A 22,388-nucleotide genomic window follows, 5' to 3' on the forward strand; every position below is an offset into this window, starting at 1 on the left:
CCGCCATGACCGACACCGCCGTACGGCCGGCGCGCCCGGCCCCGGCCCCCGCGCCGCGGACGCCCCGCCGCTCCCGGCGGGCCCGCGAGGCCGCCCCGCGCGTGCGCGGGCTGGTCTCGCCGCACACGCTGACCACCCGGCGCGGGAAGATCGTCTACTGGACGGTGCTCACCCTGGTCGTGACGCTGTTCACCGCGGTCTTCGTCTTCCCGCTCTACTGGATGGTGACCGGGGCCATGAAGTCGCCGGACGAGCTGGTGCGCATGCCGCCCTCGCTCTTCCCCGAGAACATCGACCTCACCCCGTACGCCGAGGCCTGGGAACAGCTCGAACTGGGCACGTTCCTGCTGAACACCCTCATGTACGCCGGAGGCGCGTGGATCATCACGCTCGTCGTGGACGTGTCGGCCGCCTACGCCCTGTCCAAGCTGCGGCCGGCGCTGGGCAGGGCCGTGCTCGCGATGATGCTCTCCACCCTCATGATCCCGCCGATGGTGATCATCCTCCCGGCGTACCTGACGGTGAAGGACCTGCCGATCCTCGGCTGGGACCTGCTGAACACGCCGTGGGCGATCTGGCTGCCCGCCGCCGCGAACGGGTTCTTCGTCTTCCTGCTCAAGCGCTTCTTCGACTCGATCCCGCGCGAGCTGCTGGAGGCCGCGGCGATCGACGGGGCCTCGCCCGCGCGGATCCTGTGGTCGATCGTGCTCCCGGTGTCCCGGCCGATCATCGGCGTCGTGTCCATCCTGTCGGTGGTCGCCGCCTGGAAGGACTTCGTCTGGCCGCTGCTCGTGCTGCCGGACCAGGACAAGATGCCGCTCAGCGTGGGCATCGCCCAGCTTTCCGCGCAGATGCCGCAGAACGTGCTGATCGCCGCCCTGGTGATCGCGAGCATCCCGGCGATCCTCGTGTTCTTCGTCTTCCAGCGCAACATCATGGCCGGTCTCACGGCGGGCGGCCTCAAGGGCTGACGGTACGGCTCGCGCGAGCCGTACGACCCCAACCGCAGGCCGGCGTCGGCCGTACACGAAAGAGAGAGAGTCCAGCATGCCCGGAACGTGGTGGCGGGGGGCCGCGATCTACCAGGTCTACCTGCGTAGTTTCGCCGACGGCAACGGGGACGGGATCGGCGACATCGCCGGGCTGCGCGCCCGCCTCCCGTACCTGGCGGACCTCGGGATCGAGGCCATCTGGCTGAACCCCTGGTATCCGTCGCCGATGGCCGACGGTGGGTACGACGTGGCCGACTACCGGGGCATCGAGCCGGCGTTCGGCACCCTCGCCGAGGCGGAGGAGCTGATCGCCGAGGCGCACGGGCTCGGTATGCGCGTCATCATCGACGTGGTGCCCAACCACGGCTCCGACCAGCAGGAATGGTTCAAGGAGGCGCTGGCGGCGGGGCCCGGATCGGCCGCGCGGGAGCGGTTCTGGTTCCGCCCGGGGAAGGGGCCCGGCGGGTCGGAGCCGCCGAACGACTGGCGGTCGATCTTCGGCGGACCGGCGTGGACGCGCGTGCCGGACGGGGAGTGGTACCTCCATCTGTTCGCGCCCGAGCAGCCCGACTTCAACTGGGGCAGCCCCGAGGTCGTCGAGGAGTTCCACGACGTCCTGCGGTTCTGGTTCGACCGGGGCGTGGACGGGTTCCGGGTGGACTCGGCCGCACTGCTGATCAAGGACCCGGACGCCGAGCCCGACGGCGAGGACCCGTTCACCGACCGGGACGGCGTGCACGAGATCTACCGGGGCTGGCGGCGCATCGCCGACGAGTACGGCGGGCGCGTGCTGGTCGGCGAGGTGTGGCTGCCCGACCAGGAGCGGTTCTCGCGGTACCTGCGCCCGGACGAGATGCACACGGCCTTCAACTTCGACTTCCTGGGCTGCCCGTGGGACCCGGCGGCGCTGCGCCGCTGCGTCGAGACCACCCTGGCCACGCACGCGCCGCTGGGCGCGCCGCCCACCTGGGTGCTGTCCAACCACGACGTCACCCGCCCGGTCACCCGGTACGGCCGCGCCGACACCTCCTTCGACCACGCGGACCGCAAGCACGGCATGCCGTCGGACCCGGACCTGGGGTACCGCAGGGCCCGGGCGGCGGCGCTGCTGGCGATGGCCCTGCCGGGGAGCGTCTACGTGTACCAGGGGGAGGAGCTGGGCCTGCCCGAGGTCGAGGACATCCCGGCCGGGCTCCGCCAGGACCCGATCTTCACCCGCTCCGGCGGGACCGACCTCGGCCGGGACGGCTGCCGCGTCCCGCTGCCGTGGTCGGGCGACGCGCCCCCGTTCGGCTACTCCATCGGGGAGCCCTGGCTGCCCCAGCCCCCGGAGTGGAAGGCGCTGACCGCCGAGGCGCAGCGGGACGACCCCGGCTCGATGCTCACGCTCTACCGGGAGGCGCTGCGCCTGCGCCGGATCCACCTCGGCGACGGCACCCTCACCTGGCTCCCGCACGCCGACCCGGTCCTGGCCTTCCGCCGCGACTCGGGCCTCGTCTGCGTGGCCAACCTGGGGGACGGCCCGGTCCCGCTCCCGGACCACACGGAGGTCCTGCTGTCCAGCGGCCCGCTCGCGGACGGCGCCCTCCCGCCGGACACCACGGTCTGGCTCCGCTGACGGCCGTACGGCGGGGCGGCCCGGCCCGTTTCCCGGGGCGGTTCCGGAATCGCGGAATACGACTCGGATATCGCGAGAAATGTGCTCATCCCGGGAAACGCTGATTACACCTGCGAGGTATTTCCACCCCGATCGATTGACCGGCGCATCGCGCCGCCGTTACTCCTGGGGAAAAGGTCCTTCTCCGTGGAGGTGGTGCTCATGCGCAGGTCGTACGCCATGTGGGTGGTGGCCGGGTTCTCGTCGGCGGTGCTGGCGGCGGGCGTTCAGGCGCCCGCCGCCGCGAATTCCCCGGCGGCCCCCGTCCGGGATCCGACCGTGTGCCGGCCGATGGACTACTGCGGGCCGTTCGGGGAGGAGGCCGCCTGCGAGCATTTCCGGCACAGCGTGATCCGGCTCGGATACCACGCGCCCAACCGCTGCTTCTACAACGGGCAGCCGGGGCCGTCGCCGCGCGGCTGGTACTTCTTCATCTTCCGCAAACACGGCTGAGCCGAGCCGGGCGCGGTGGCCGGGCCGGTGAGCCGGGCGCGGTGAGCCGGGCAGGGCGCGGCGGGCCGGGCGCGGTGAGCCGGGCAGGGCGCGGCGGGCCGGGCGGGCGGGGGTCAGGCGCGGGTCAGGCGCGGTGCCGGCGCCACCAGGCGAAGGCGTCGGGCAGCACCAGCGGGGTCCACGACGGGAGGCGGTAGCCGCTCAGCTCCTCCTCCGTGACGAAGCGGGCGTCCGTCACCTCCTCGCCGTCCGGCACCGGCACCCCGTCGCCGACGACGCGGCAGCCGTACGCGATCAGGACGTACGCCGTCAGGTCGCCGTTCGGGTAGAGCACCCGGAACTCGGGGCCGCCGTAGGCGCCGATCAGGCCGTCGACCGCGATCTCCAGGTCCAGTTCCTCGCGCAGTTCGCGCACGGCCGCGTCGGCGGGGCTCTCGTCGGGGTCCACCGCGCCCCCCGGCGGGGCCCAGACGCCGGTCTCGTGCAGGGCGATCAGCAGCCGCCCGTCGTCGTCGAACACGCACGCGGTCGCGGACGGCATGAGCAGCAGGGAATGACCCACCTGAGAGCGCAGTGACGCGAGGAACGGCGAGATCGGCATACCCCCACCCTAGCCGCGCCCGCCCCGCCGCCTTCGCGAAGGCGCCGCCGTCCCGGCGCCCGCCGTACGGCTCGCGCATGATCGCCGCAGGTGGCGGCGGGTCCCGTGCAACCGTACGCGGCCTGGGCGCGTCGAAGGGGTATGGGCGGCTATGTGAGACGGGCGGCGCTGGCCGGGGCGCTGGCGGTGCTGACGGCGGCCGGATGCGGCGGCGGGGCGGGCACGGGACGGCCGTGCACCGCGGCGGGCAGCCTGACGGGCGTCGGCGTGCACCTGGAGGAGGCGCTCGCGAAGAGGGCCGACTCCGCCACGGTCCGCGTCTGCTGGGACGGCGCGTGCCACGACCGCGCGGTCGAGCTCACGGACGACACGACGGCCGCGCCCGCGTCCGAGTGCGACGGGCGCGCGCCGGCCGACGCCGCCTGCGCCGCCACCGCCGTGCCCACCGGGGCCAAGCGCGGCTTCGCCGAGGTGGGCGGCCTGCCCAAGAGGCCGGTCGAGGTGACCGTGGTCGCCCGGGACCGTGGCGGGAAGGTCGTGCTCGACGAGCGGATCCAGGTCACCCCGCGGGCGGTGTACGCCAACGGCGAGGAGTGCGGCGAGACGGGCGTGCAGGCGCAGCTCTCCGCCGCGCCCGGCCGGCTCACCGAACGCCCCGCGGCCACCCCCGGCCCCTCCTGACCCGCCCGCCCGGGCGTCCCGGCCGTCTCCGCGCCGGCCGGGCTCCGGCGCTCCTGGCCGCTCCCGGTCAACGCCTTCCGTACGGCTCGCGCCGGGCTTAGCGTCAGCCGTACCGAACGCCCGCATAAGGCGGGACATGGGCGGTCCGAGGGAGTGATCCCGGTGAAACGTCTCGGTTCCCTGTCCGTCGCGGTCGCCACGCTGGCCGCGCTCACCGTCACGAGCCAGGGGGCGAGCCCGGGCGAGCCCGCCGTACGGCAGGCGCCCGCGGCCCGGGAGGCGCACGTGCCCGGTGACCTGCGCGCGATGCTGCGCGAGATCGACGCCCGCCGCGTCGAGAAGTCGATCAGGACCCTGGTCGGGTTCGGCACCCGCAACACGCTGTCCAGCCAGGACGACCCCCGGCGCGGCATCGGGGCGGCCCGCGACTGGATCAGGCGCGAGTTCGAGTCCCACGCCGCCGCGTCGGGCGGCCGGATGAAGGTCGAGCTGCAGGGGTACGTGCAGCAGCCGGGCCCCGAGCACCCCCGCATCCCGCGCCCGGTACAGATCACGAACGTCGTCGCCACGCTCACCGGGACGCAGCCCGCCTCGTCCGGCCGCGTGTACGTCGTGAGCGGCCACTACGACTCCATGTGCACCAGCCCGACGAACGACACCTGCGACGCGCCGGGCGCGGACGACGACGCGTCCGGGGTCGCGGCCGTGCTGGAGATGGCGCGGGTGATGGCGAAGCGCGCGTTCGACGCCACGATCGTGTTCATGGCGGTGGCGGGGGAGGAGCAGGGCCTGTACGGCTCGACGCACTTCGCCGAGCAGGCGCGGCAGCGGGGCGTGAACATCGCGGGGATGATCACCAACGACATCGTCGGCAGCTCCACCGCCCAGGACGGCACCCGCGACCCGCGCACGGTCCGCCTCTTCGCCGAGGGCGTGCCGACCGACGAGACCCCGGAGGAGGCGAACGTCCGCCGCTCGGTGGGCGGCGAGAACGACTCGGAGTCGCGCCAGCTCGCCCGGCACATCAAGGAGAGCGCCGAGCGCGCGGTGCCCGGCATGACCGTGCGGATCGTCTACCGGCGGGACCGCTACCTGCGCGGCGGCGACCACATCCCGTTCCTCCAGCGCGGCTACCCCGCCGTGCGGTTCACCGAACCCCACGAGGACTACCGGCACCAGCACCAGGACGTCCGGGTCGAGGACGGCGTGCGGTACGGCGACCTGCCGGAGTTCGTGGACTTCGCCTACACCGCCCGCGTCGCCCAGGTGAACGCCGCCGCCCTGGCCACCCTCGCCCGCGCCCCCGCCGTCCCGCGCGACGCCCGGATCCTGACCCGGCGGCTGACCAACGACACCGAGCTGACCTGGGCCCCGAACCCCGAGCCCGACCTGGCCGGATACGAAATCGTCTGGCGCGACACGACGGAGCCCTACTGGACCCACGTCATCCCGGTCGGCGACGTGACGTCGTACACGGTCCGCGGCATGTCCAAGGACAACTTCTTCTTCGGCGTCCGGGCCGTGGACCGAGAGGGCCACCGCGGCCCCGTCGCCTTCCCCCTGCCCCAGCGCTGACCGGGAGGGGCCGGGAGGGCCGGGAGGGGCTGGAAGGGGGACGGGCGGGTCAGGACGTGAGGACCTCCAGGAGCTGGGGGCCGTATTTGGTGAGCTTGTTCTGGCCGATGCCGCTGATCTTGGAGAGTGCCTCCAGGGTGGTGGGGGACTCGGCGGCGATGGCGCGCAGGGTGGCGTCGTGGAAGATGACGTAGGCCGGGACGCCCTGTTCCTTGGCGGTGGCGGCGCGCCAGGCGCGCAGGCGCTCGAAGAGGGGGGCGGCGCCGGCGGGGAGGTCCACGGCGGCGCGGGTCTTCGAGGCGGTCCTGGCGGACCTGGTGCGGGCCGCGCGCTCGGGGTCGCGGCGCAGGGGGACCTTGCGCTCCCCGCGGAGGACCTCGGCGCTGGCCGGGGTGAGGCCCAGGGTGTTGTAGGCGGGCTCCACGTCCAGGAGGCCCTGGGCCACGAGCTGGCGGATGACCGCGCTCCAGTCGCGGTCGCGCAGGTCGGCGCCGACGCCGAAGACCTTGAGCGAGTCGTGGCCGTTCTCGTCGATCTTGGGAGTGTGCTTGCCCAGGAGGATGTCGATGATGTGGCCGGCGCCGAAGCGCTGCCGCCGCTCGTGCTGGAGGCGGTAGACCGCCGAGAGCACCTTCTGGGCGGCGACGGTGCCGTCCCAGGACTCGGGGGGCGTCAGGCAGGTGTCGCAGTTGCCGCACTCGCCGGCCTCCTGGCCGAAGTACGCCAGCAGCCCGGCGCGGCGGCACTCGACGGTCTCGCACAGCGCCAGCATCGCGTCCAGGTGCTGGTTGAGCCTGCGGCGGTGGGCCTCGTCGCCCGGTGAGGTCTGGATGAGCTTGCGCTGCTGCACGACGTCGGCCAGGCCGTACGCCATCCAGGCGGTGGAGGGCAGCCCGTCGCGGCCCGCCCGGCCGGTCTCCTGGTAGTAGCCCTCGACGGACTTGGGCAGGTCGAGGTGGGCGACGAAGCGGACGTCCGGCTTGTCGATGCCCATGCCGAACGCGATCGTGGCGACGACCACCAGGCCGTCCTCGCGCAGGAACCGCGACTGGTTCTCGGCTCGCACGCGGTTGTCCAGGCCCGCGTGGTACGGCACCGCGGGGACGCCGTTGGCGCTCAGGAACTCGGCGGTCTTCTCGACGCTCGCGCGGCTCAGGCAGTAGACGATCCCGGCGTCGCCCGCGTGCTCGGCGCGGATGAAGTCGAGGAGCTGCCGCTGCGGGCCGTCCTTGGGGACGATGCGGTACTGGATGTTGGGCCGGTCGAAGCTGGCGACGAAGTGGCGGGCGTCCTCCAGCTTGAGCCGCTGCGCGATCTCGGCGTGGGTGGCCGGGGTCGCGGTGGCGGTCAGCGCGATCCGGGGCACGTCCGGCCAGCGCTCGTGGAGCGTGGACAGCTCCAGGTAGTCGGGCCGGAAGTCGTGCCCCCACTGGGCGACGCAGTGCGCCTCGTCGATCGCGAACAGCGAGATCCGCCCCCGGTCGAGGAGCCGCCGCGTGGCCTCCAGCTTCAGCCGCTCCGGCGCGAGGTAGAGCAGGTCGATCTCGCCGGCGAGGAAGGCGTCCTCCACGATGTGGCGCTCGTCGGGCCCCTGCGTCGAGTTGAGGAACCCGGCGCGCAGCCCCAGCGCCCGCAGCGCGTCCACCTGGTCCTGCATGAGCGCGATCAGCGGCGACACCACCACGCCCACGCCGGGCCGTACCAGCGCGGGGATCTGGTAGCACAGCGACTTCCCGCCTCCGGTGGGCATGAGCACGAGCGCGTCGCCCCCGCCGATCACGTGCTCGATGATCTCCCGCTGCTCGCCCCGGAACGTGTCGTAGCCGAACACGCTCCGCAGCACCCGGGCCGCCTCCGCCGGGTCCGGCGGCGGGCCGCCGGCCGCGGGGGGGGACGGACGGGCGGGCTCGCCGTCGGGTTCGTCCCACATGTCGGGATAGGGCTCGTCGTCCATCCCCTCCCACATGTCCGGGTGAGGCTCGGCGGGCACGCTCACGGCGCCCGCGTCCGCGAAGGGGTCGCGCTCGGAGGGCTCTGCGGAGCCGGTCTCGGGGTAGGCCACCCGGCTACTCTAGGCCGCCCCGCGCCCTTCCCCGCGCGGTTGTCCACAGCCCGCCGACGGCTCCCGTGGCACGGAGGGAACACGTCCTCAGCGGGACGGGACGCGCCGGCGCCGGGATCGCCGTGAGCGGGGTGGCGCAAGCCGTCAAGAGGGGCGAACAGGGTTAAGAAGGGCTCAATCGGAAAACGGTCGGCTATGAACACTGTCGCATCGACGCGTGCCCGTGAACGTGAGGGAACCCCCGGGGTGGCGGCGGCCTCCCGGGAGCCGGCGAGCCGGCCGCCGGCGGGACTCGCGCTGCTGAACCGGATGGACAACACGCTCGCGCTGCTGCTGGACGCCTACGGGTTCATCTCCGGGCGGGCGCGGGCGCTGGGCGCGGACGTGTTCGACACGCGGCTGCTGATGCGGAAGACGACGTGCGTGACCGGGGCGGAGGCCGCGCGCGTCTTCTACGACCCGGACCGGTTCGTCCGGCGCAAGGCGGCGCCGCACCGGCTCACGGTGACGTTGTTCGGCAAGGGCGGGGTGCAGTCCACGGACGGGGCCACGCACGCCGCGCGCAAGGCGATGTTCATGTCGTTCATGACGCCCGCGTCGCGGGAGCGGCTGTCGGAGCTGGCCCGGGACCGGTGGCGGGAGTACATCCGCAGGTGGGAGGGCATGCCGCGGGTCAACCTGTTCGACGAGAGCAGCAGGCTGATCTGCGAGGCCGTGTTCGACTGGGCGGGCGTGCCGCTGCCCGCGCGGCTGGTGGACCCCATGACCGAGCGGCTCAAGTCGATGATCGAGGCCCCGGCGGCGGTCGGGCCGAGGTACGTCCGGGGACGGCTCGGGCGGATCCGGGCCGAGCAGTCGCTGGGCGAGCTGATCCGGCTGGTGCGCCGGAGGCCGCCCGAGGCCACGATCCTGAGCACGATCGCGCACTACCGGGACCCGGACGGGAGCCTCCTCGACCCCCGCGTCGCGGCGGTGGAGCTGCTCAACGTGCTGCGGCCCACGGTGGCGGTCGGCCGGTACGTCGTGTTCACCGCCCTGGCCCTGCACGCCCACCCTGAGCACCGGGAGCGGATCCGCGGCGGCGACGAGGAGTTCACCGAGCACTTCGTCCAGGAGGTGCGCCGGTTCTACCCCTTCTTCCCGCTGGTCGCGGCGCGGGTGGCGCGGCCGTTCGAGTGGCGCGGCCACCGGTTCCCCGCCGGGCGGCGGGTGCTGCTGGACCTGCAGGGCGTCAACCACGACCCGCGCCTGTGGGACCGGCCCGGCGAGTTCCGCCCGGAGCGGTTCGCCGAGGGCGACTGGGACGGGAGCGCGTACACGTTCGTGCCCCAGGGCGGCGGCGACCACTACCGCGACCACCGCTGCCCCGGCGAGTGGATCACGATCGACCTGATGAAGACGGCCGCCCGCGCCCTCACCCGCGAGATGACCTATCACGTGCCGCCCCAGGACCTGCGCATGAGCTCGTCGTACGCGCCCGCGATCCCCAGGAGCCGCTTCGTGATCGACCACGTGCGTGCCGCCGGCTGACCGCGCCCTGACGGGCCCGGTCACTCCCGCCGCCGCGCGAGGAACGCGCGGGTAGTGGGCGTAGAAGTCCGGCCGGGTCCCGTCCACGTCGGTGAAGCCGTGCTCCCGCGCGGCCCGGCTCAGGCGCGGTACGGCGCCAGGACGTGGTCCACGTCGTCGCGGAGGTGCTCCAGCAGCTCTCCTTCGCCCGACAGCGCCCAGAGGATGTGCGCGCCGTTGTAGGCGACGTGGACGGCGCGCGCCAGGCGGGCCGGGTCGGTGCCCGGGACCAGGTCCCCGGCGGCGACGGCGTCGGCGAGGAGCCCCGCGATCTCCTCCTGCGTCGCGCGGGTGTGGATGAGGGCCAGCTCGCGGTGCTCCGGGTCGGTCAGGTCGAGCTGGAGGACGCTCATGCTGTTGGCCAGCTCCTCGGGGGTGCGGACGCCGGACGCGAGCGCGGCCAGGGCGGCCTGGAGCGCGTCGAGCGGGGCCGGGTGCCCGGCCCTGGCCTCGATGAACGGCGTGCGCGCCTCGCCCGTGGCGTACCGCTCGAAGGCCAGCAGGAGACCGCGCTTGGAGCCGAAGCGCTGCACGAGCGTCGCCGGGGCCAGTCCCGCCTCCCTGGCCACGACGGCCAGGGTGAGCCTCCCGACGCCGACCTGGTTGAGCGCCCGCCCGGTGGCCTCCAGGATCTCCTCGTCGCTGGTGGTCCGTGGTCTCGGCATGCCGCCCCTCCCCGTTAGTGAATGCCTGTTTGCTAACTCTACCCCACGTGTGTAAGTTTCCAAACGAACATTCATTTAGTAACTCTTCAAGGGGATCGGATGCGGAAGACACGGGGCCCTGGCCTGCTCCTCGCCGTGCTGTGCATGGCGCAGGCAATGCTGGTGCTGGACCTGGTCGTGGTGACGGTCGCGCTGCCGTCGATGCGTGACGACCTGGGCGTCTCCGAGGGCGCCCTGCAATGGATGATCACCGCGTACGGCCTGGCGTACGGCGGCTTCATGATCACCGCCGGGCGGGCGGGGGACCTCTTCGGGCACCGGCGCGTCCTGGTCGCCGGGCTCGCGGTGTTCACGGCCGCCTCGCTGCTGGCCGGGCTGGCGACCGGCCCCGTGACCGCGTTCGCCGCCCGCGCGCTCCAGGGCGTCGGCGCGGCGCTCGTCTCGCCGACCGCGCTCGCGCTGGTCACCACCGCCTTCGCCGAGGGGCCCGCGCGGAACCGGGCCCTCGGCGTCTGGGGGGCGGTGTCCTCGGCCGGGGCGACCGCCGCGAGCCTGGTGGGCGGCCTGCTCACCGACCTCGTGGACTGGCGGGCGATCTTCCTGGTGAACCTGCCGGTCGGCGTCGTCGTGCTCGCCGCCGTGCTGCGCCTGGTGCCGGCCGCGCGGCCGGAGCGCTCCGGGCGGCTCGACGTGGCGGGGGCCGCGCTGCTGACCGGCGGGGCGGTGCTGCTCGTCGCCGCCGTCACCCAGTCGGCCGAGGGGCTCGGCGCGCCCGTCGCGCTCATGGGGCTCGGGGCGGTCGCGCTCCTCGCGGCGTTCGTCGCGGTGGAGCGCCGGGTCGCCGCGCCGATCGTCCGGTTCTCCCTGTTCCGCAGCCCGCACGTGCGCTACGGCAACCTGATCTGCCTGGTCGTCTCCTCCTCCGGCCTGGCGGCGCAGTTCTTCACCGCGCTCTCCCTTCAGCACGTCGGCGGGCTGTCCCCGCTGGTCACGGGGCTGGTGTTCGCGCCGGTCTCGGCGGCGATCGTGCTGGTCTCCACCCGCGTCGGCCCGCTCGCCGGCCGCTTCGGGGTGCGCCGCATGATCGTCGCCGGGGCCCTCGTCACCGGCCTGGGCCTGCTGGCCCTCGGCCTCGCCCCCATGGGCCACGTGTGGACGGCCCTGCCCGGCCTGCTCCTCTGCGGTCTGGGCGCCGGCCTCGCGTACGCCCCGTCGATCGTCGTCTCCACCACCGGGGTCGCCGGCGCGGACCAGGGGCTGGCCTCCGGCCTGATCAACACGTCCTTCCAGCTCGGCGGCCCGCTCGGCCTCGCGGTCGTCAACGCCGTCTCCGCGGCCGTCATCGCGGACGGGACCGGCGCGGCGGCCCTGGCCGGCGGCTACGGCGCGGCCTTCCTGACCGCCGCCGCGCTCTGCCTCCTCATCCCCCTGCTCGTCCGGGCCGTCCCCCGCGCCGCCGCCCCCGCCGAGGTCCCGGTGTCCTGACCCGCCACGCACGGCTCGCGCCCGGCTGCGGCGTACGGCTCGGGCCCGGCTGCGGCGTGCGGCTCGCGCCGGGATGCGGCGTGCGGCTCGCGCCCGGGCCCGGCGCGAGCCGTACGGGAGGCCCCTCGCGATCGGCGGGACGGGCGGTTCTACGCTTGCCCTTTCATCCGGCGTTGATCGCGGAGGCGAACGTGTTCGACCCCTTTGCTGACGACCCCCCGGCCGGGCTGCTGCCGCCGGCCGAGACCCCGGCCGTGACGTTCGAGAGCGGCGGCGTCACCCTGCCCGGGGTGCTGCACGTCCCGGCCGGGCCGGGTCCGCATCCGATCGTGGTGCTCCTGCACGGCTTCCCCGGGAACGAGCGGAACTTCGACCTGGCGCAGGTGCTGCGCCGGGCCGGGTACGCGACCGTGGTCTTCCACTACCGGGGCTCGTGGGGCGCGGGCGGGACGTACTCCTGGGGCTCGGTGCTCGAGGACGCGGCCCGGGTCGTCCGGGCGGTCCGGGAGGAGGGTTTCGCGGCGGCCCACCGGCTGGACCCGGAGCGCCTGGCCGTGGCCGGTCACAGCCTGGGCGGTTTCGCGGCGCTGCGCACGGCGGCCGGCGACCCCTCCGTCCGGGCCGTCGCCTCGATCGCCGGGTTCGACCTGGGGATCGCGGCCGGGGAGTGCGCGGCGGACCCGGCGGCGCGCGCGGGATACGTGGAGGCGTTCGGCGATGAGCTGCTGCCGCTCGCGGGCACCAGCGGCGAGGCCCTGATCGCCGAACTGGAGGCCGCCGGGGACGAGTGGCGGCTGCGCCGGCTGGCCCCGCGGCTGGCCGACCGCCCGGTGCTGCTGGTGGCCGGCGAACGCGACGACGTGGCCAGGCCCGAGATCCACCACCACCCGCTCGTGGCCGAGTACGCCGCCCATCCGGTGCCCCTCCTGGAGCACCGCCTCCTCTCCTCCGACCACGCCCTCTCCGGCGACCGCGTCACCCTCGCCCGCACCCTCCTGACCTTCCTGACCCCCCACCTCAACCCCACCCCCTGACCCCGCGTCGCCTTGGGCTCTCCCCGAAACGTGACCAAGGGGAGAGCCCAAGGCTCGTCCCGCCGCCCATCGTTCTCGCCGCCGCGTCCCGAGACCCCCACCTCATGACGCGCTCGCGCAAGCCGCGGGCCGAGCGAGAACACGCCTGAGGGGCCTCCCCGAAGAAGAGGCGGAGGCCGGAGAAGAGCCGCCCATGACACTCCCCGTCCTCGCACCGGCCCCCGCCGACCCCGTCAGAAGCTGACTCTGGAAGGTGTCCGGCGCTCTTCCGGCGCCGCCGATGGCCTATACCTCGAATTCCCCCCGGTGCACTCCATTGACGAACGCGACCCATTCCTCCTTGGTGAAACGGAGCATGGCGCCCTCCGGATGGCGTGAGTTGCGAACCAGCACATGATTCGATGAGATCGCGACCTCGACGCAGGCCGAGGGGCCGCTTGCGCTGCTCTTGCGCCAGGCGGTGTTGGACTGCCTCTTACGAGTTGTGGTCACGATGGCCTCCTACGTAGGAGGATCGCCCGGGCATGTCTTCGGAGCAAGGGTGAATACGGTGATGCCGATCCGGATCGGCTTCAGCCTTTGATTTCGGGTCGGGTCACCGTATCGAATCAGCGATCTCCTGGATCATTTCGACCGACCGTTCGGGTGCTAACGCCTGTTCTCCGAGTGCGTCGAAAGCCTCGCCGTAGTCTCGGATACTCGGATCATCGCCGGTGATCGTGAGATCCGCGAAGAGGCCCGGGCGTTGATTCTCCAGAAAGAGCACCTCGTCGAAGCCGGACCGGAATCCCAGCAGGGTGAATGGGCCCCGCATGCCGAAATGCACTCCGGCCGCGAAGGGAATGACCTTGATCGTCACCCTCCTGCTCCGCGAAGCCAATCGGACGAGGTGGTGAAGTTGGCGCTTCATGACCCCGGGGTCGTGCGGGCCCCCCACGTGCCGTCGTATCACGGCTTCGTCGAGTATGTACGTGGCGTGCGGTGGGGTGGGTCTGTCGAGGATCGACTGGCGGCGCATGCGGATGCGCACGGCCTTGTCGATTTCGTGATCCTGCCCGGCGTACTGCCCGGCGACGCAGCGGGCGTACTCGCTGGTCTGGAGCAGGCCGGGAACGAACATGGATTCGAACTGCCGGATCCGCGACGCCGACCATTCGTAGCCGATGTACGTCAGATACGCGGCGTCGATGTCGTTTCTGTAGTCGTCCCACCATTCTCGCGATCGAGAGCCCCGGGCGAGATCCAGGAGGTGCTTCACCTGCCGCTGATCGGTGACCTTGTAGAGCGCCAGGAGGGCCTTGAGGTCGTTGGAGGAGATGCCGACGCTTCCGCGTTCGATGCGAATGATCTTGGAGATGGACCACTCCATCTCCTCTGCGACCTGTTCCTGGGTCAGTTCGGCTGCCCGCCGCGCGCTCCGTAACTCGGACAGGAGGCGTTGGCGAAGCAGGACGGGGGCTGTGTCGACCATGAGGTTCCCGCTCACTCACACTGTGTGATCAAGGATGTGACTGCCAGGTGGCGTCTTGCCGCCTGGCCATCCTATTTACACGGTCCGAGTGATCTTGATCAAGAGGGGAGAACGCTGAGTAGCTATGCCCGCTCTGTTGGGGAAAGTGTGGTTGGAGTCGATCGTGTGTGTTGGGGGGCGGCGGTACACTATGGGCCAGATAGCAGACTGCCACCTGGCGGATCTGGCGGCGGTGGAGGGTGGTGGAGCGTGGGCGTCCCGAAGATCGATTCGCGGCGTGGCGGGGCGGCCTCCTGGTGAGGTCCGCCGTCGGCGGATCACAGACCGTGGAAGAACAGAGACGTTCCGCTTCGCGTGGAGCGATCCAGGGTGATCGGGAATGAATCCCCGCCTGCCGCATCGCTCCTAATGGGCGGATCTGGCCAGGATGTCCAAGGACGACCATGAGTCCGGCCATCTCGAGCCGTCGTTCGTGGAGCCGCCTCCCGGGATCCCCGATCCCACCTGGCAGTGACTGTCGGAGCCTCGAGAGGCGGCTCCCTCGGAAACCCACTCGGGAGTTCCCGTGTGTTCCTTTTCGACTTTGGTCGTGCCTATGCCCTTTGGCAAGGGCGGTCGTCGATTTCGCGGGTCACAAATACTCATAGCGCATCGATCGCCTCGTGCCTCTCCCGCCTCTGCCGGGTGCGTCCTGGGGGGCGAGTGACGTGGCCGGCAAGCTGTCCCTGGCGGCGAAAGGCGGGCTCGGCGTCGCCGTCTTGACGCCGATCGGTTATCTCCTCCAACGCCACTCGCACCTCGGGCTGAGCGGCAACGAATTCCTCATCGTCGTCGTGTTCCTCGGCGTGGTCGGCATGGTGTGCGTGTTCCTCGACCATCGGCTCAAGATGGAGCGTCAGCGGCAACAGCACTGCGCGGAGACCATGGGCGCGGATCGGGATCACCGCCTGGAGGTCATGCGCGCGGCACAGGCCCACTGCGAGACGATGGCGCGACTGGAGGAGCGGGAGAGGCTGGACATCGCGGTCATCGAGGGCAAACTCACGGCGGAGCAGGCCCAAGCCCTTCATCTCTCCCATGCGGTCCAGGACGCGATCATGGCCAAGCGCAGCGGGTTCGTGAAGGAGATGCGGCTTCTACGAGAAGCGCCCGCTGATCACCTGCAACCATCGCGTCTCCGGCCTCGGCTTGCCCGGGGCCGGGACGACGCGGGTTAGGCGCGGGGTGGGGTCAGGGGGTGGGGAGGGCGTGGGCGTGGGCCAGGAGTTCGATGGAGCGGAGCCAGGCTTTGCGGTCGGGGGCGGAGGAGACGACGATGAGCTCGTCGGCCCGGGCCTCCTGGGCGAAGCGGTGCAGGTGGTCGGAGACCTTGTCCGGGGTGCCCACGGCGGTGTGCTTCATCATGTGGGCGATCTGGCCGCCCGCGGGGGCGGCGAGGATGGCGTCGGCCTCCTCCGGGGTGAAGGTGCGGCCGCGGCCGAGGAAGAGGCTGACCCGCTTGCGCTTGGCGGCGAGGAGCTGCTCCTGGGCCTCCTCGTCGGTGTCGGCGGCGATCACGTTGATCCCCGCGATGACGTACGGCTCCGCGAGCTGCGCCGAGGGGCGGAACTCCCGCCGGTAGAGGGACACGGCGTCGTGGAGCTGGTCGGGCGCGAAGTGCGAGGCGAAGGCGTACGGCAGGCCCAGCGCGGCGGCGAGCTTGGCGCCGAACAGGGACGAGCCCAGGATGTACAGCGGGACGTTCGTGCCCTTGCCCGGGGTGGCGTCGACGCCCGGGATGCGGGTCTGGCCGGTCAGGTACCCCTGCAGCTCCAGGACGTCCTCGGGGAACGCGTCGGCGGAGGAGGGGTCGCGGCGCAGGGCGCGCATGGTCGGCTGGTCGCTGCCCGGGGCGCGGCCGAGGCCCAGGTCGATGCGGCCGGGGTGCAGCGTCTCCAGGGTGCCGAACTGCTCGGCGATGGTCAGCGGCGAGTGGTTCGGCAGCATCACGCCGCCCGCGCCCAGGCGGATCGTGCTCGTGTGGGCGGCGACGTGCGCGATCAGCACGCTCGTGGCGGAGGAGGCGATCGTCGGCATGTTGTGGTGCTCGGCGTACCAGATCCGCCGGTAACCCAGTTCCTCGGCCCGGCGGGCCAGGGTCACACTGGCGTTCAGACTGTCACGCGCGCTCTCCCCGTCGCCGATGTGGGCCAGATCGAGGATGGACAGCGGGAGGACCACGGCGGGCACACCTTTCACGGGGCGACATCGACGAGCCGGACGCTGAGTCGTCGACCGGACACAAGTTCTGCCAACACGGGGGAGGCCCCGGTTATTTCGGCCGCCGCCTCGCCCCGGACCCTTCGCGCCGGCCGGTGGCGGCGGCCCCCGGCGACGCCGGCGCGGGTGATCACAACCTGACCCGCCGGGAGGACCGCCCGCCGCCGCAAGCACAAGGAACGCCTGGCCCAGCTCGAACTGGAGCGCGAGCAGGAGATCACCCGCCGCCGCCAGATCGAGCTGGAACACGAGTACCGCGAGCGGGCCCTGACGGAACGCCTCTTCACCCACGCCCTGGAGGACCAGGACCGCCGGCTCGACGCCGGCCTCCCCACCCCCAAGAACGAGGACACCGCCTCCTGATCCCGCGGGCTCGGGCCCGGCGCCGCCTCGCCGCCGCTCCGGCACCGGGCCGGGTCGTCAGGGGCGGGGCGGGAAGCGGAGGGCGTTGGCCCACAGGCGGGTGAGGGTGGTGACGAGGGTGTCGAAGTCGATGGGATCGGCGTCCTCGTCCGCGAAGGCGGTGTAGGCGACGCGGCTGACCATGCCGGACAGGGCGCGGGAGGTCAGCAGGGGGTCGAGGGCGGGGTCGGCCGCGCCGCGGGCCTGGAGGTCGGCGATGCCGCGGGCGTTGCGGCGGATGAAGGCGTCGGCGCGGGCGCGGCGCAGGCGGCGGAACGCCGGGTCGATGTGGGAGACCTGTTCCAGGAGGGCCATCAGCCGGGCGTTGCGGCGGTAGGCCTCCAGGTAGGCGCGGTTGGCCGCCTCCAGCACGGCGTACGGGTCGCCGTCGCCGGGCACCCGGCCCATGCCCGGGTGCATCATGTCCTCCTGCGCCTCCCGCAGCACCGCGGCGAAGATCTCCTCCTTGTTCGTGAAATAGGTGTAGAAGGAGCCCGTCGAGCAGTTCGCCTCGCGCGTGATGTCGGTGAGCTTGGCGTCGAGGTACCCCTGCCGCTCGAACACCGCCCGCGCCGCCCGCACCAGCGCCTCCCTGGTCCGGACCCCGCGCTTGGTCACGGGCAGCTCCCGCGCCGGGACCTCCGGCGCCATCGACGGCGGGGGAGCGTCCCCCCATTCATCCTCGGCCATCCGCCACTTATAGGTGAACGTGGATTCGGATTCAAGTTGGCGCCGGTCCTCGCGCGCTCCTGCCCGATCCCCCCGCCCCGCCCACGGCCATCCCGCCCGGCCGTCGTGTCCAGAGGGTGGCCGGGTGGGGGATGGGTGTTCGAAATGGGGATTCTTACCCATAGGTACGGCATGGCCGCACGCCCGAGCCTGGTGGCATGTCCGAAGCCACCCCAGACCCCGGCGCGCGTCCAGAGGCGGACGCCGCGAGCGGCCCCCGCTCCGGTCCCGGTCCCGATACCAGCCCCGCTTGCGGCGAGAGCGGTCCCGGCTCGCCCATGAGCGCGGACGGCCCGGCCGAGGGCGATGACGGCTGGGTCGACGCCTGACGCGGCCGCCCCTTCGCGCGGGCCCTCCCGGCGTCAGCGCCGCGTGTCCCGCGCCAGCGAACCACCCCCGCCTCTCCCCGAGGAGTTCCATGCCACGCCCGAAGCGTCTGCCATCGCACGCCGCGGCCGCCGCGCTCGCGCTCGCGGCGATGATGCCCGGCGCCGCCTTCGCGGACCCCGCGGCCACGGCGTCCGCGGCGCCGACCCCGTCCGCGCCGGCCGCCCCGCCACCCGGCACCCCGACCTCGCCGAGCACCCCGACCCCGCCGAGCACGCCGGCCCTATCCGGCACGCTGACCCCATCCGGTACGCCGCCGGCCCCGCCCTCGGCAGCGCCGTCCCCGCCGGGCACGCCGCCTGCCCCGCCCGCGCCGTCCGCCCCCGGCCAGGGCCGGAAAGCGGCGCCCGATCCCGGCGAGCCCCGGGCCCAGGGCCGTACGCTGCTGGACGGCGCGCCCTCGGGCCGCCACGAGATCACCCTGATCACCGGTGACAAGGTGACGCTGACCGACCTGGGCGGACGGCACGCCGTCGACATCCGCCCCGGTCGCCGGCCGGACGGCACCCGCCCCACCTTCGTCAGCCGCGCGGATCCCCGCGGCCTGTACGTGTACCCGGCGGACGCGCTGCCCGCGGTGGACTCGGGCCTGGTGGACCGGGAGCTGTTCAACGTCCGGTACCTGGCCGCGAACGGCTACTCCGACAAACGCGCCAGGCGGATCCCGGTGCTGGTGCAGTACCCCGAGGGGCAGCGCGCGGCGCGCGCCACCGCCGAGAAGCTGCCGGCGAGCACGGCCACGGCGGACCTGCCGAGCATCCGCGGCGCCGGGCTGGGCGTGGACAAGGCCGGGGCCGGGGCGTTCTGGGCGGCGGTGCGCCCCGCCGAGGTCGCGCCGGGGCCGGCGGCGCGCGCCCTCGGCCAGGGCGTCTCGCGGCTCTGGCTGGACCGGAAGGTGCGCGCGAACCTGGCCGAGAGCGTGCCGCTGATCGGCGCGCCGCAGGCGTGGTCGGCGGGCCTGGACGGAAAGGGCGTCAAGGTCGCGGTGCTGGACACCGGCGCCGACCTGAAGCACCCCGACCTGGCCGGCAAGGTCGCCGAGGCGCGGTCGTTCGTCGCGGGTGAGGAGGTGCGTGACGGGCACGGGCACGGCACGCACGTCGCCGCGACGATCGCCGGCACCGGGGGTTCCTCCGGAGGCGGGCACAAGGGCGTCGCGCCCGGCGCCACGCTGCTCGTGGGCAAGGTGCTCGCCGACAACGGCTCGGGCAGTGAATCCGAGGTCATCGCGGGCATGCAGTGGGCCGCGTCCTCCGGCGCCAAGGTCGTGAGCATGAGCATCGGCGCGTCGCCCACCGACGGCGGCGACCCGATGAGCCAGGCGGTGAACACGCTGAGCGCGAGCACGGGCGCCCTGTTCGTGATCGCCGCGGGCAACGACGGCCCGGACCGGCACCGGATCAACTCCCCGGGGACGGCGGACGCGGCCCTGACGGTCGCCGCCACCACCAAGGCCGACGAGATGGCCGGCTTCTCCAGCCGCGGTCCCCGCCTGGACAGCGGCCTCAAACCGGACATCGCCGCGCCGGGCGTCGGCATCGTGGCGGCCCGGGCCGCGGGCACCTCCATGGGCACGCCGGTGGACGACCACCTCACCTCGGCCTCGGGCACCTCGATGGCCACCCCGCACGTGGCGGGCGTCGCGGCGATCCTGGCCCAGAAGTACCCGGACTGGAAGGCCCCGCAGTACAAGGCGGCCCTGATGAGCACGGCCAAGGACGCCGGGCACTCCCTCCAGGACCAGGGCGCGGGCCGCGTGGACACCGTCGCGGTCACCACGCGCACGGTGTTCGCCACCACGCCCGTCGTGGACTTCGGCACGGGGGACGAGGGGTCGCGCACGCGCGAGCTGACCTACGCCAACCTGGGCGACCGGCCCGTGACGCTCACGCTCACGCCCGCGCTGCGCCGTACCGGATCGGAGCCCGCGGAGGGGGCGCTGTCGGCCGACCGGACGCTGACGGTGCCCGCGCGCGGCACGGCCACCGCGCGGGTCACGCTGAACCCCGAGGGGCTGGCCAGGACGTGGTACTCCGGCTCGGTCGTCGCCGAGGCGGGCGGGGCGCGGCTCGTCACCCCGGTCGGGCTGAACAACGAGGGCCGCAAGTTCACGCTGACGGTGCGGAGCATCGGCAGGGACGGCGCTCCCATCGACCCGATCACCATGGAGACCATCGACGTGAGCGGCGAGAAGGGCTTCGTCGGCCCGGGCTTCCGCGTCGACACGGGCGTCGTCGCCGTGCGCGTGCCCGCCGGGACCTACAGCGTCTCCCAGATCGCCGACTGGGTGGACGAGGACGACAAGCACAACTGGGGCCGGCTGATCGACCCCGAGATCGAGGTCACGGGGGACACCGAGATCACGCTGGACCTGCGCGAGGCGGACCGCCCGCGCTACACCACGCCCGAGCCCGGGCAGCCGCTGAACAACACCCCCTACGACGGCTACCAGCGGACCACCGCGGGAGGCACTCGCCTGGCGTCCACGCACCTGGCCTGGAGCGCGTGGGACGTGAAGTGGGTCACCCGGACCGAGCGGGTGACCAAGGGCCGGTTCCGGTACATCCACCAGGCCGTCCTCGGCCGGGCCGAGACCGCCATGACCGTCCTCGGCGAGAAGCGGTGGGACCTGCTGCCCACCACCGGGTGGCACTACACCTACGTGGACGCCGACGGCCGGCTGGTCGAGGAGCAGGGCGGGCACCCGGGCTGGACGCCGTTCCGGGGCGTGCGGGACCTGCCGGTGGTGGACGTCGGCCGCGCGCTGCCCGCGGACCTGGCCGGGCGCGACCTCAAGGGCCGGCTGGCGCTGGTCGAGACCGGCCGGACCGAGGGGTCGAACCTGCCCGAGTGTTTCCTGTGGATCGACCGGGTGCGGGCGCTGCGCGACGCGGGCGCCGCGGGGATCGTGGGCTTCGCCCCGGCCCCCGGGAAGCCGGAGCAGCGCTGCGTCCTGCCGCTGGGGTACGGCCAGCCGCCGTTCACCGGCCCGCTCCGGGAGATCGGCGTCCCGGTCGTGTCGGTCTCCACGAAGGAGGGCCTGGCCCTGCGCGCCCAGGCCGCGGGGGGAACGCTGAAGGTCCGGGTCACCGGCACCCCCGACACCCCGTACGCCTACTTCATCAAGGAGTACGAGGAGGGCCGCGTCCCCGCGTCGCTGCGCCACTCCTACCGGCGCTCCCAGTTCGCCCGCGTCGACGTGGAGCACGTGACGTCCGATCCCGCGCTGCGGTTCGTGGACTTCCGGTACTCCTGGAAACAGGACGAGGAGATCCCGCACGGCGAGCCCGTCGAGGAAGGCGCGGCGGCCACCGGGCACAGCACGCGCCGCGACTACGTGATGGTGTCCAGGGACCGGCTGCAGACGAACACCAGCAAGCCGGTGGGCCTCGGCGACCGGCACCTGGGCGAGATGACCACCTCGATGAACGTCTACGACAGGCCCACGCACACCACCGAGCGCGTGTGGTCGGGCCCGCTCACGCCGGGCGGGTACGTGCCGCCGGACAAGGTGACCCGGATCATGGACCCGGACCGGCCGTGGCCCGCGACGCCGGGGCTCAACCTGGCGTGCGACCTGTGCCGCAGGGGCGACTCGCTGATGCCGTTCTTCTCGACGGTCCGGCAGAGCGACGGCGTCATGCAGCACGACTACGTGAACCGGCTGATCGGGGACTACTACGAGTACCGGCTGACCCGCGACGGGGTGGAGATCCCGCTGTCGAACCCGTACGCGGCCCCGGCCTGGCGGCTCCCGCCCGAGCGGGCCATCTACCAACTGCGCGCCAAGGACGACGCGAACGAGGTGACCTGGACGTTCGCCTCCGAGCGGCCGGCCGCGGACACCTCCGCGCCGGGCATGATCTGCCCCGCCATCGGCAGCGGCGCGTGCGGACCGGAGCCGCTGGTGTACGTCGCCTACGACCTCGGGGACACCCTGAGCAAGGGCGGCGGCGCGGTGCGGGCCGGGCGCCCGCACACGTTCACCGTCAACGTCCACCACGCGGCCTCGACGGAGCGGATGCCGCGCATCGCCGGGCTGAGGCTGTGGGCGAGCACCGACGGCGGCGAGCGGTGGACGCCGGTCCGGGTCGAGCGGGACCGGGACGGCCTGTTCCGGGCCACGGCCGTCCACGAGCTCCAGGGCCGCCCGGGCGGCGTGGTCAGCCTCAAGGCCGAGGCCTGGGACGCCGCGGGGAACCGGATCGAGCAGCGGACGTTCAGGGCGTTCGAGGTGCGCGCCCGCTGACGCCGGCCCGGCCGCCGGGCGCGTGAAGGCGATGCCCGGGCGGCGGGGGCGAGAAGGGAGCGGAGAGGCGGCGGGTTCCGGGAGGACCCGCCGCCAAGCCGCGCCCGGGTCCCGGCG

General features: G+C 73.2%; 17 protein-coding genes. 10 read left to right on the forward strand and 7 right to left on the reverse strand.

Going from position 1 to position 22,388, the window contains the following annotated elements; genetic code table 11:
* The first annotated feature begins 5 nt into the window (after positions 1-5).
* The 3 genes from D5H75_RS14505 (at position 6) to D5H75_RS14515 (ending at position 3,102) form a co-directional block, all read left to right on the forward strand.
* Complete coding sequence (locus D5H75_RS14505) at positions 6-971, forward strand: carbohydrate ABC transporter permease (RefSeq protein WP_119926948.1); 966 nt, start codon at positions 6-8, stop codon at positions 969-971.
* 76 nt (positions 972-1,047) lie between these two features.
* Complete coding sequence (locus D5H75_RS14510) at positions 1,048-2,610, forward strand: glycoside hydrolase family 13 protein (protein WP_119926949.1); 1,563 nt, start codon at positions 1,048-1,050, stop codon at positions 2,608-2,610.
* Positions 2,611-2,796: 186 nt separating this feature from the next.
* Positions 2,797-3,102 carry a hypothetical protein gene (locus D5H75_RS14515; protein ID WP_119926950.1) on the forward strand — a complete coding sequence of 102 codons (306 nt, stop codon included), beginning with the start codon at positions 2,797-2,799 and terminating at the stop codon, positions 3,100-3,102.
* A gap of 124 nt (positions 3,103-3,226) precedes the next feature.
* Here D5H75_RS14515 and D5H75_RS14520 read toward each other — a convergent pair whose 3' ends face one another.
* Positions 3,227-3,703: an NUDIX domain-containing protein gene (locus D5H75_RS14520; RefSeq protein WP_119926951.1), complete on the reverse strand. Its 477-nt coding sequence runs from the start codon at positions 3,701-3,703 to the stop codon at positions 3,227-3,229.
* 141 nt (positions 3,704-3,844) lie between these two features.
* On the opposite strand from D5H75_RS14520, the gene D5H75_RS14525 reads away from it, so the two are divergent.
* Positions 3,845-4,384, forward strand: a complete 540-nt coding sequence (locus D5H75_RS14525; RefSeq protein ID WP_119926952.1) for a hypothetical protein — start codon at positions 3,845-3,847, stop codon at positions 4,382-4,384.
* 162 nt (positions 4,385-4,546) lie between these two features.
* Positions 4,547-5,959, forward strand: a complete 1,413-nt coding sequence (locus tag D5H75_RS14530; protein ID WP_202638142.1) for a M20/M25/M40 family metallo-hydrolase — start codon at positions 4,547-4,549, stop codon at positions 5,957-5,959.
* 49 nt (positions 5,960-6,008) lie between these two features.
* On the opposite strand, the gene recQ is transcribed toward D5H75_RS14530, so the two are convergent.
* Positions 6,009-8,021, reverse strand: a complete 2,013-nt coding sequence (gene recQ, locus D5H75_RS14535; RefSeq protein WP_242454237.1) for a DNA helicase RecQ — start codon at positions 8,019-8,021, stop codon at positions 6,009-6,011.
* A 246-nt stretch (positions 8,022-8,267) separates the two neighbouring features.
* Here recQ and D5H75_RS14540 point away from each other — a divergent pair, with 246 nt between their 5' ends.
* Positions 8,268-9,551, forward strand: coding sequence for a cytochrome P450 (locus D5H75_RS14540; RefSeq protein WP_202638143.1), 1,284 nt, complete (start codon positions 8,268-8,270; stop codon positions 9,549-9,551).
* A 119-nt stretch (positions 9,552-9,670) separates the two neighbouring features.
* On the opposite strand, the gene D5H75_RS14545 is transcribed toward D5H75_RS14540, so the two are convergent.
* On the reverse strand, positions 9,671-10,255 hold the full coding sequence (locus tag D5H75_RS14545; RefSeq protein ID WP_119926953.1) for a TetR/AcrR family transcriptional regulator: 585 nt from the start codon (positions 10,253-10,255) through the stop codon (positions 9,671-9,673).
* 99 nt (positions 10,256-10,354) lie between these two features.
* Here D5H75_RS14545 and D5H75_RS14550 point away from each other — a divergent pair, with 99 nt between their 5' ends.
* The gene (locus tag D5H75_RS14550) at positions 10,355-11,740 is read left to right on the forward strand and encodes an MFS transporter (RefSeq protein WP_119926954.1); all 1,386 of its coding nucleotides are present in this window, start codon (positions 10,355-10,357) and stop codon (positions 11,738-11,740) included.
* Positions 11,741-11,913: 173 nt separating this feature from the next.
* On the forward strand, positions 11,914-12,774 hold the full coding sequence (locus tag D5H75_RS14555) for an alpha/beta hydrolase family protein (RefSeq protein WP_242454238.1): 861 nt from the start codon (positions 11,914-11,916) through the stop codon (positions 12,772-12,774).
* A 285-nt stretch (positions 12,775-13,059) separates the two neighbouring features.
* On the opposite strand, the gene D5H75_RS14560 is transcribed toward D5H75_RS14555, so the two are convergent.
* Together D5H75_RS14560 and D5H75_RS14565 are read right to left on the reverse strand one after the other, a co-directional pair.
* The gene (locus D5H75_RS14560; protein ID WP_119926955.1) at positions 13,060-13,266 is read right to left on the reverse strand and encodes a DUF397 domain-containing protein; all 207 of its coding nucleotides are present in this window, start codon (positions 13,264-13,266) and stop codon (positions 13,060-13,062) included.
* A 103-nt stretch (positions 13,267-13,369) separates the two neighbouring features.
* Positions 13,370-14,245 carry a helix-turn-helix domain-containing protein gene (locus D5H75_RS14565; RefSeq protein WP_147425147.1) on the reverse strand — a complete coding sequence of 292 codons (876 nt, stop codon included), beginning with the start codon at positions 14,243-14,245 and terminating at the stop codon, positions 13,370-13,372.
* Positions 14,246-14,952: 707 nt separating this feature from the next.
* Here D5H75_RS14565 and D5H75_RS14570 point away from each other — a divergent pair.
* The gene (locus D5H75_RS14570) at positions 14,953-15,462 is read left to right on the forward strand and encodes a hypothetical protein (protein ID WP_119926957.1); all 510 of its coding nucleotides are present in this window, start codon (positions 14,953-14,955) and stop codon (positions 15,460-15,462) included.
* 13 nt (positions 15,463-15,475) lie between these two features.
* Here the strand turns inward: D5H75_RS14570 and D5H75_RS14575 are convergent, their stop codons facing one another.
* Both D5H75_RS14575 and D5H75_RS14580 read right to left on the reverse strand, forming a co-directional pair.
* Entirely contained in the window at positions 15,476-16,465 is a 990-nt protein-coding gene (locus D5H75_RS14575) for an LLM class flavin-dependent oxidoreductase (protein ID WP_119927138.1), read from the reverse strand.
* A 459-nt stretch (positions 16,466-16,924) separates the two neighbouring features.
* A complete protein-coding gene (locus tag D5H75_RS14580; RefSeq protein WP_119926958.1) occupies positions 16,925-17,596 on the reverse strand; it encodes a TetR/AcrR family transcriptional regulator in 672 nt (223 codons plus the stop codon).
* Positions 17,597-18,053: 457 nt separating this feature from the next.
* Here D5H75_RS14580 and D5H75_RS41540 point away from each other — a divergent pair, with 457 nt between their 5' ends.
* Positions 18,054-22,271: a S8 family peptidase gene (locus D5H75_RS41540; RefSeq protein ID WP_202638144.1), complete on the forward strand. Its 4,218-nt coding sequence runs from the start codon at positions 18,054-18,056 to the stop codon at positions 22,269-22,271.
* Positions 22,272-22,388: the final 117 nt, after the last annotated feature.

The sequence above is a fragment of the Bailinhaonella thermotolerans genome, from assembly GCF_003594875.1.
In the GTDB taxonomy this organism is placed as follows: domain Bacteria; phylum Actinomycetota; class Actinomycetes; order Streptosporangiales; family Streptosporangiaceae; genus Bailinhaonella; species Bailinhaonella thermotolerans.

What these genes read in the sequence shown, in the direction of transcription:
- D5H75_RS14505 (WP_119926948.1), top strand. Translation starts at nt 6, where the DNA reads ATGACCGACACCGCCGTACGGCCGGCGCGCCCGGCCCCGGCCCCCGCG.
- D5H75_RS14510 (WP_119926949.1), top strand. Translation starts at nt 1,048, where the DNA reads ATGCCCGGAACGTGGTGGCGGGGGGCCGCGATCTACCAGGTCTACCTG.
- D5H75_RS14520 (WP_119926951.1), bottom strand. Translation starts at nt 3,703, where the DNA reads ATGCCGATCTCGCCGTTCCTCGCGTCACTGCGCTCTCAGGTGGGTCAT.
- D5H75_RS14525 (WP_119926952.1), top strand. Translation starts at nt 3,845, where the DNA reads ATGGGCGGCTATGTGAGACGGGCGGCGCTGGCCGGGGCGCTGGCGGTG.
- D5H75_RS14545 (WP_119926953.1), bottom strand. Translation starts at nt 10,255, where the DNA reads ATGCCGAGACCACGGACCACCAGCGACGAGGAGATCCTGGAGGCCACC.
- D5H75_RS14550 (WP_119926954.1), top strand. Translation starts at nt 10,355, where the DNA reads ATGCGGAAGACACGGGGCCCTGGCCTGCTCCTCGCCGTGCTGTGCATG.
- D5H75_RS14565 (WP_147425147.1), bottom strand. Translation starts at nt 14,245, where the DNA reads ATGGTCGACACAGCCCCCGTCCTGCTTCGCCAACGCCTCCTGTCCGAG.
- D5H75_RS14580 (WP_119926958.1), bottom strand. Translation starts at nt 17,596, where the DNA reads ATGGCCGAGGATGAATGGGGGGACGCTCCCCCGCCGTCGATGGCGCCG.
- D5H75_RS41540 (WP_202638144.1), top strand. Translation starts at nt 18,054, where the DNA reads ATGCCACGCCCGAAGCGTCTGCCATCGCACGCCGCGGCCGCCGCGCTC.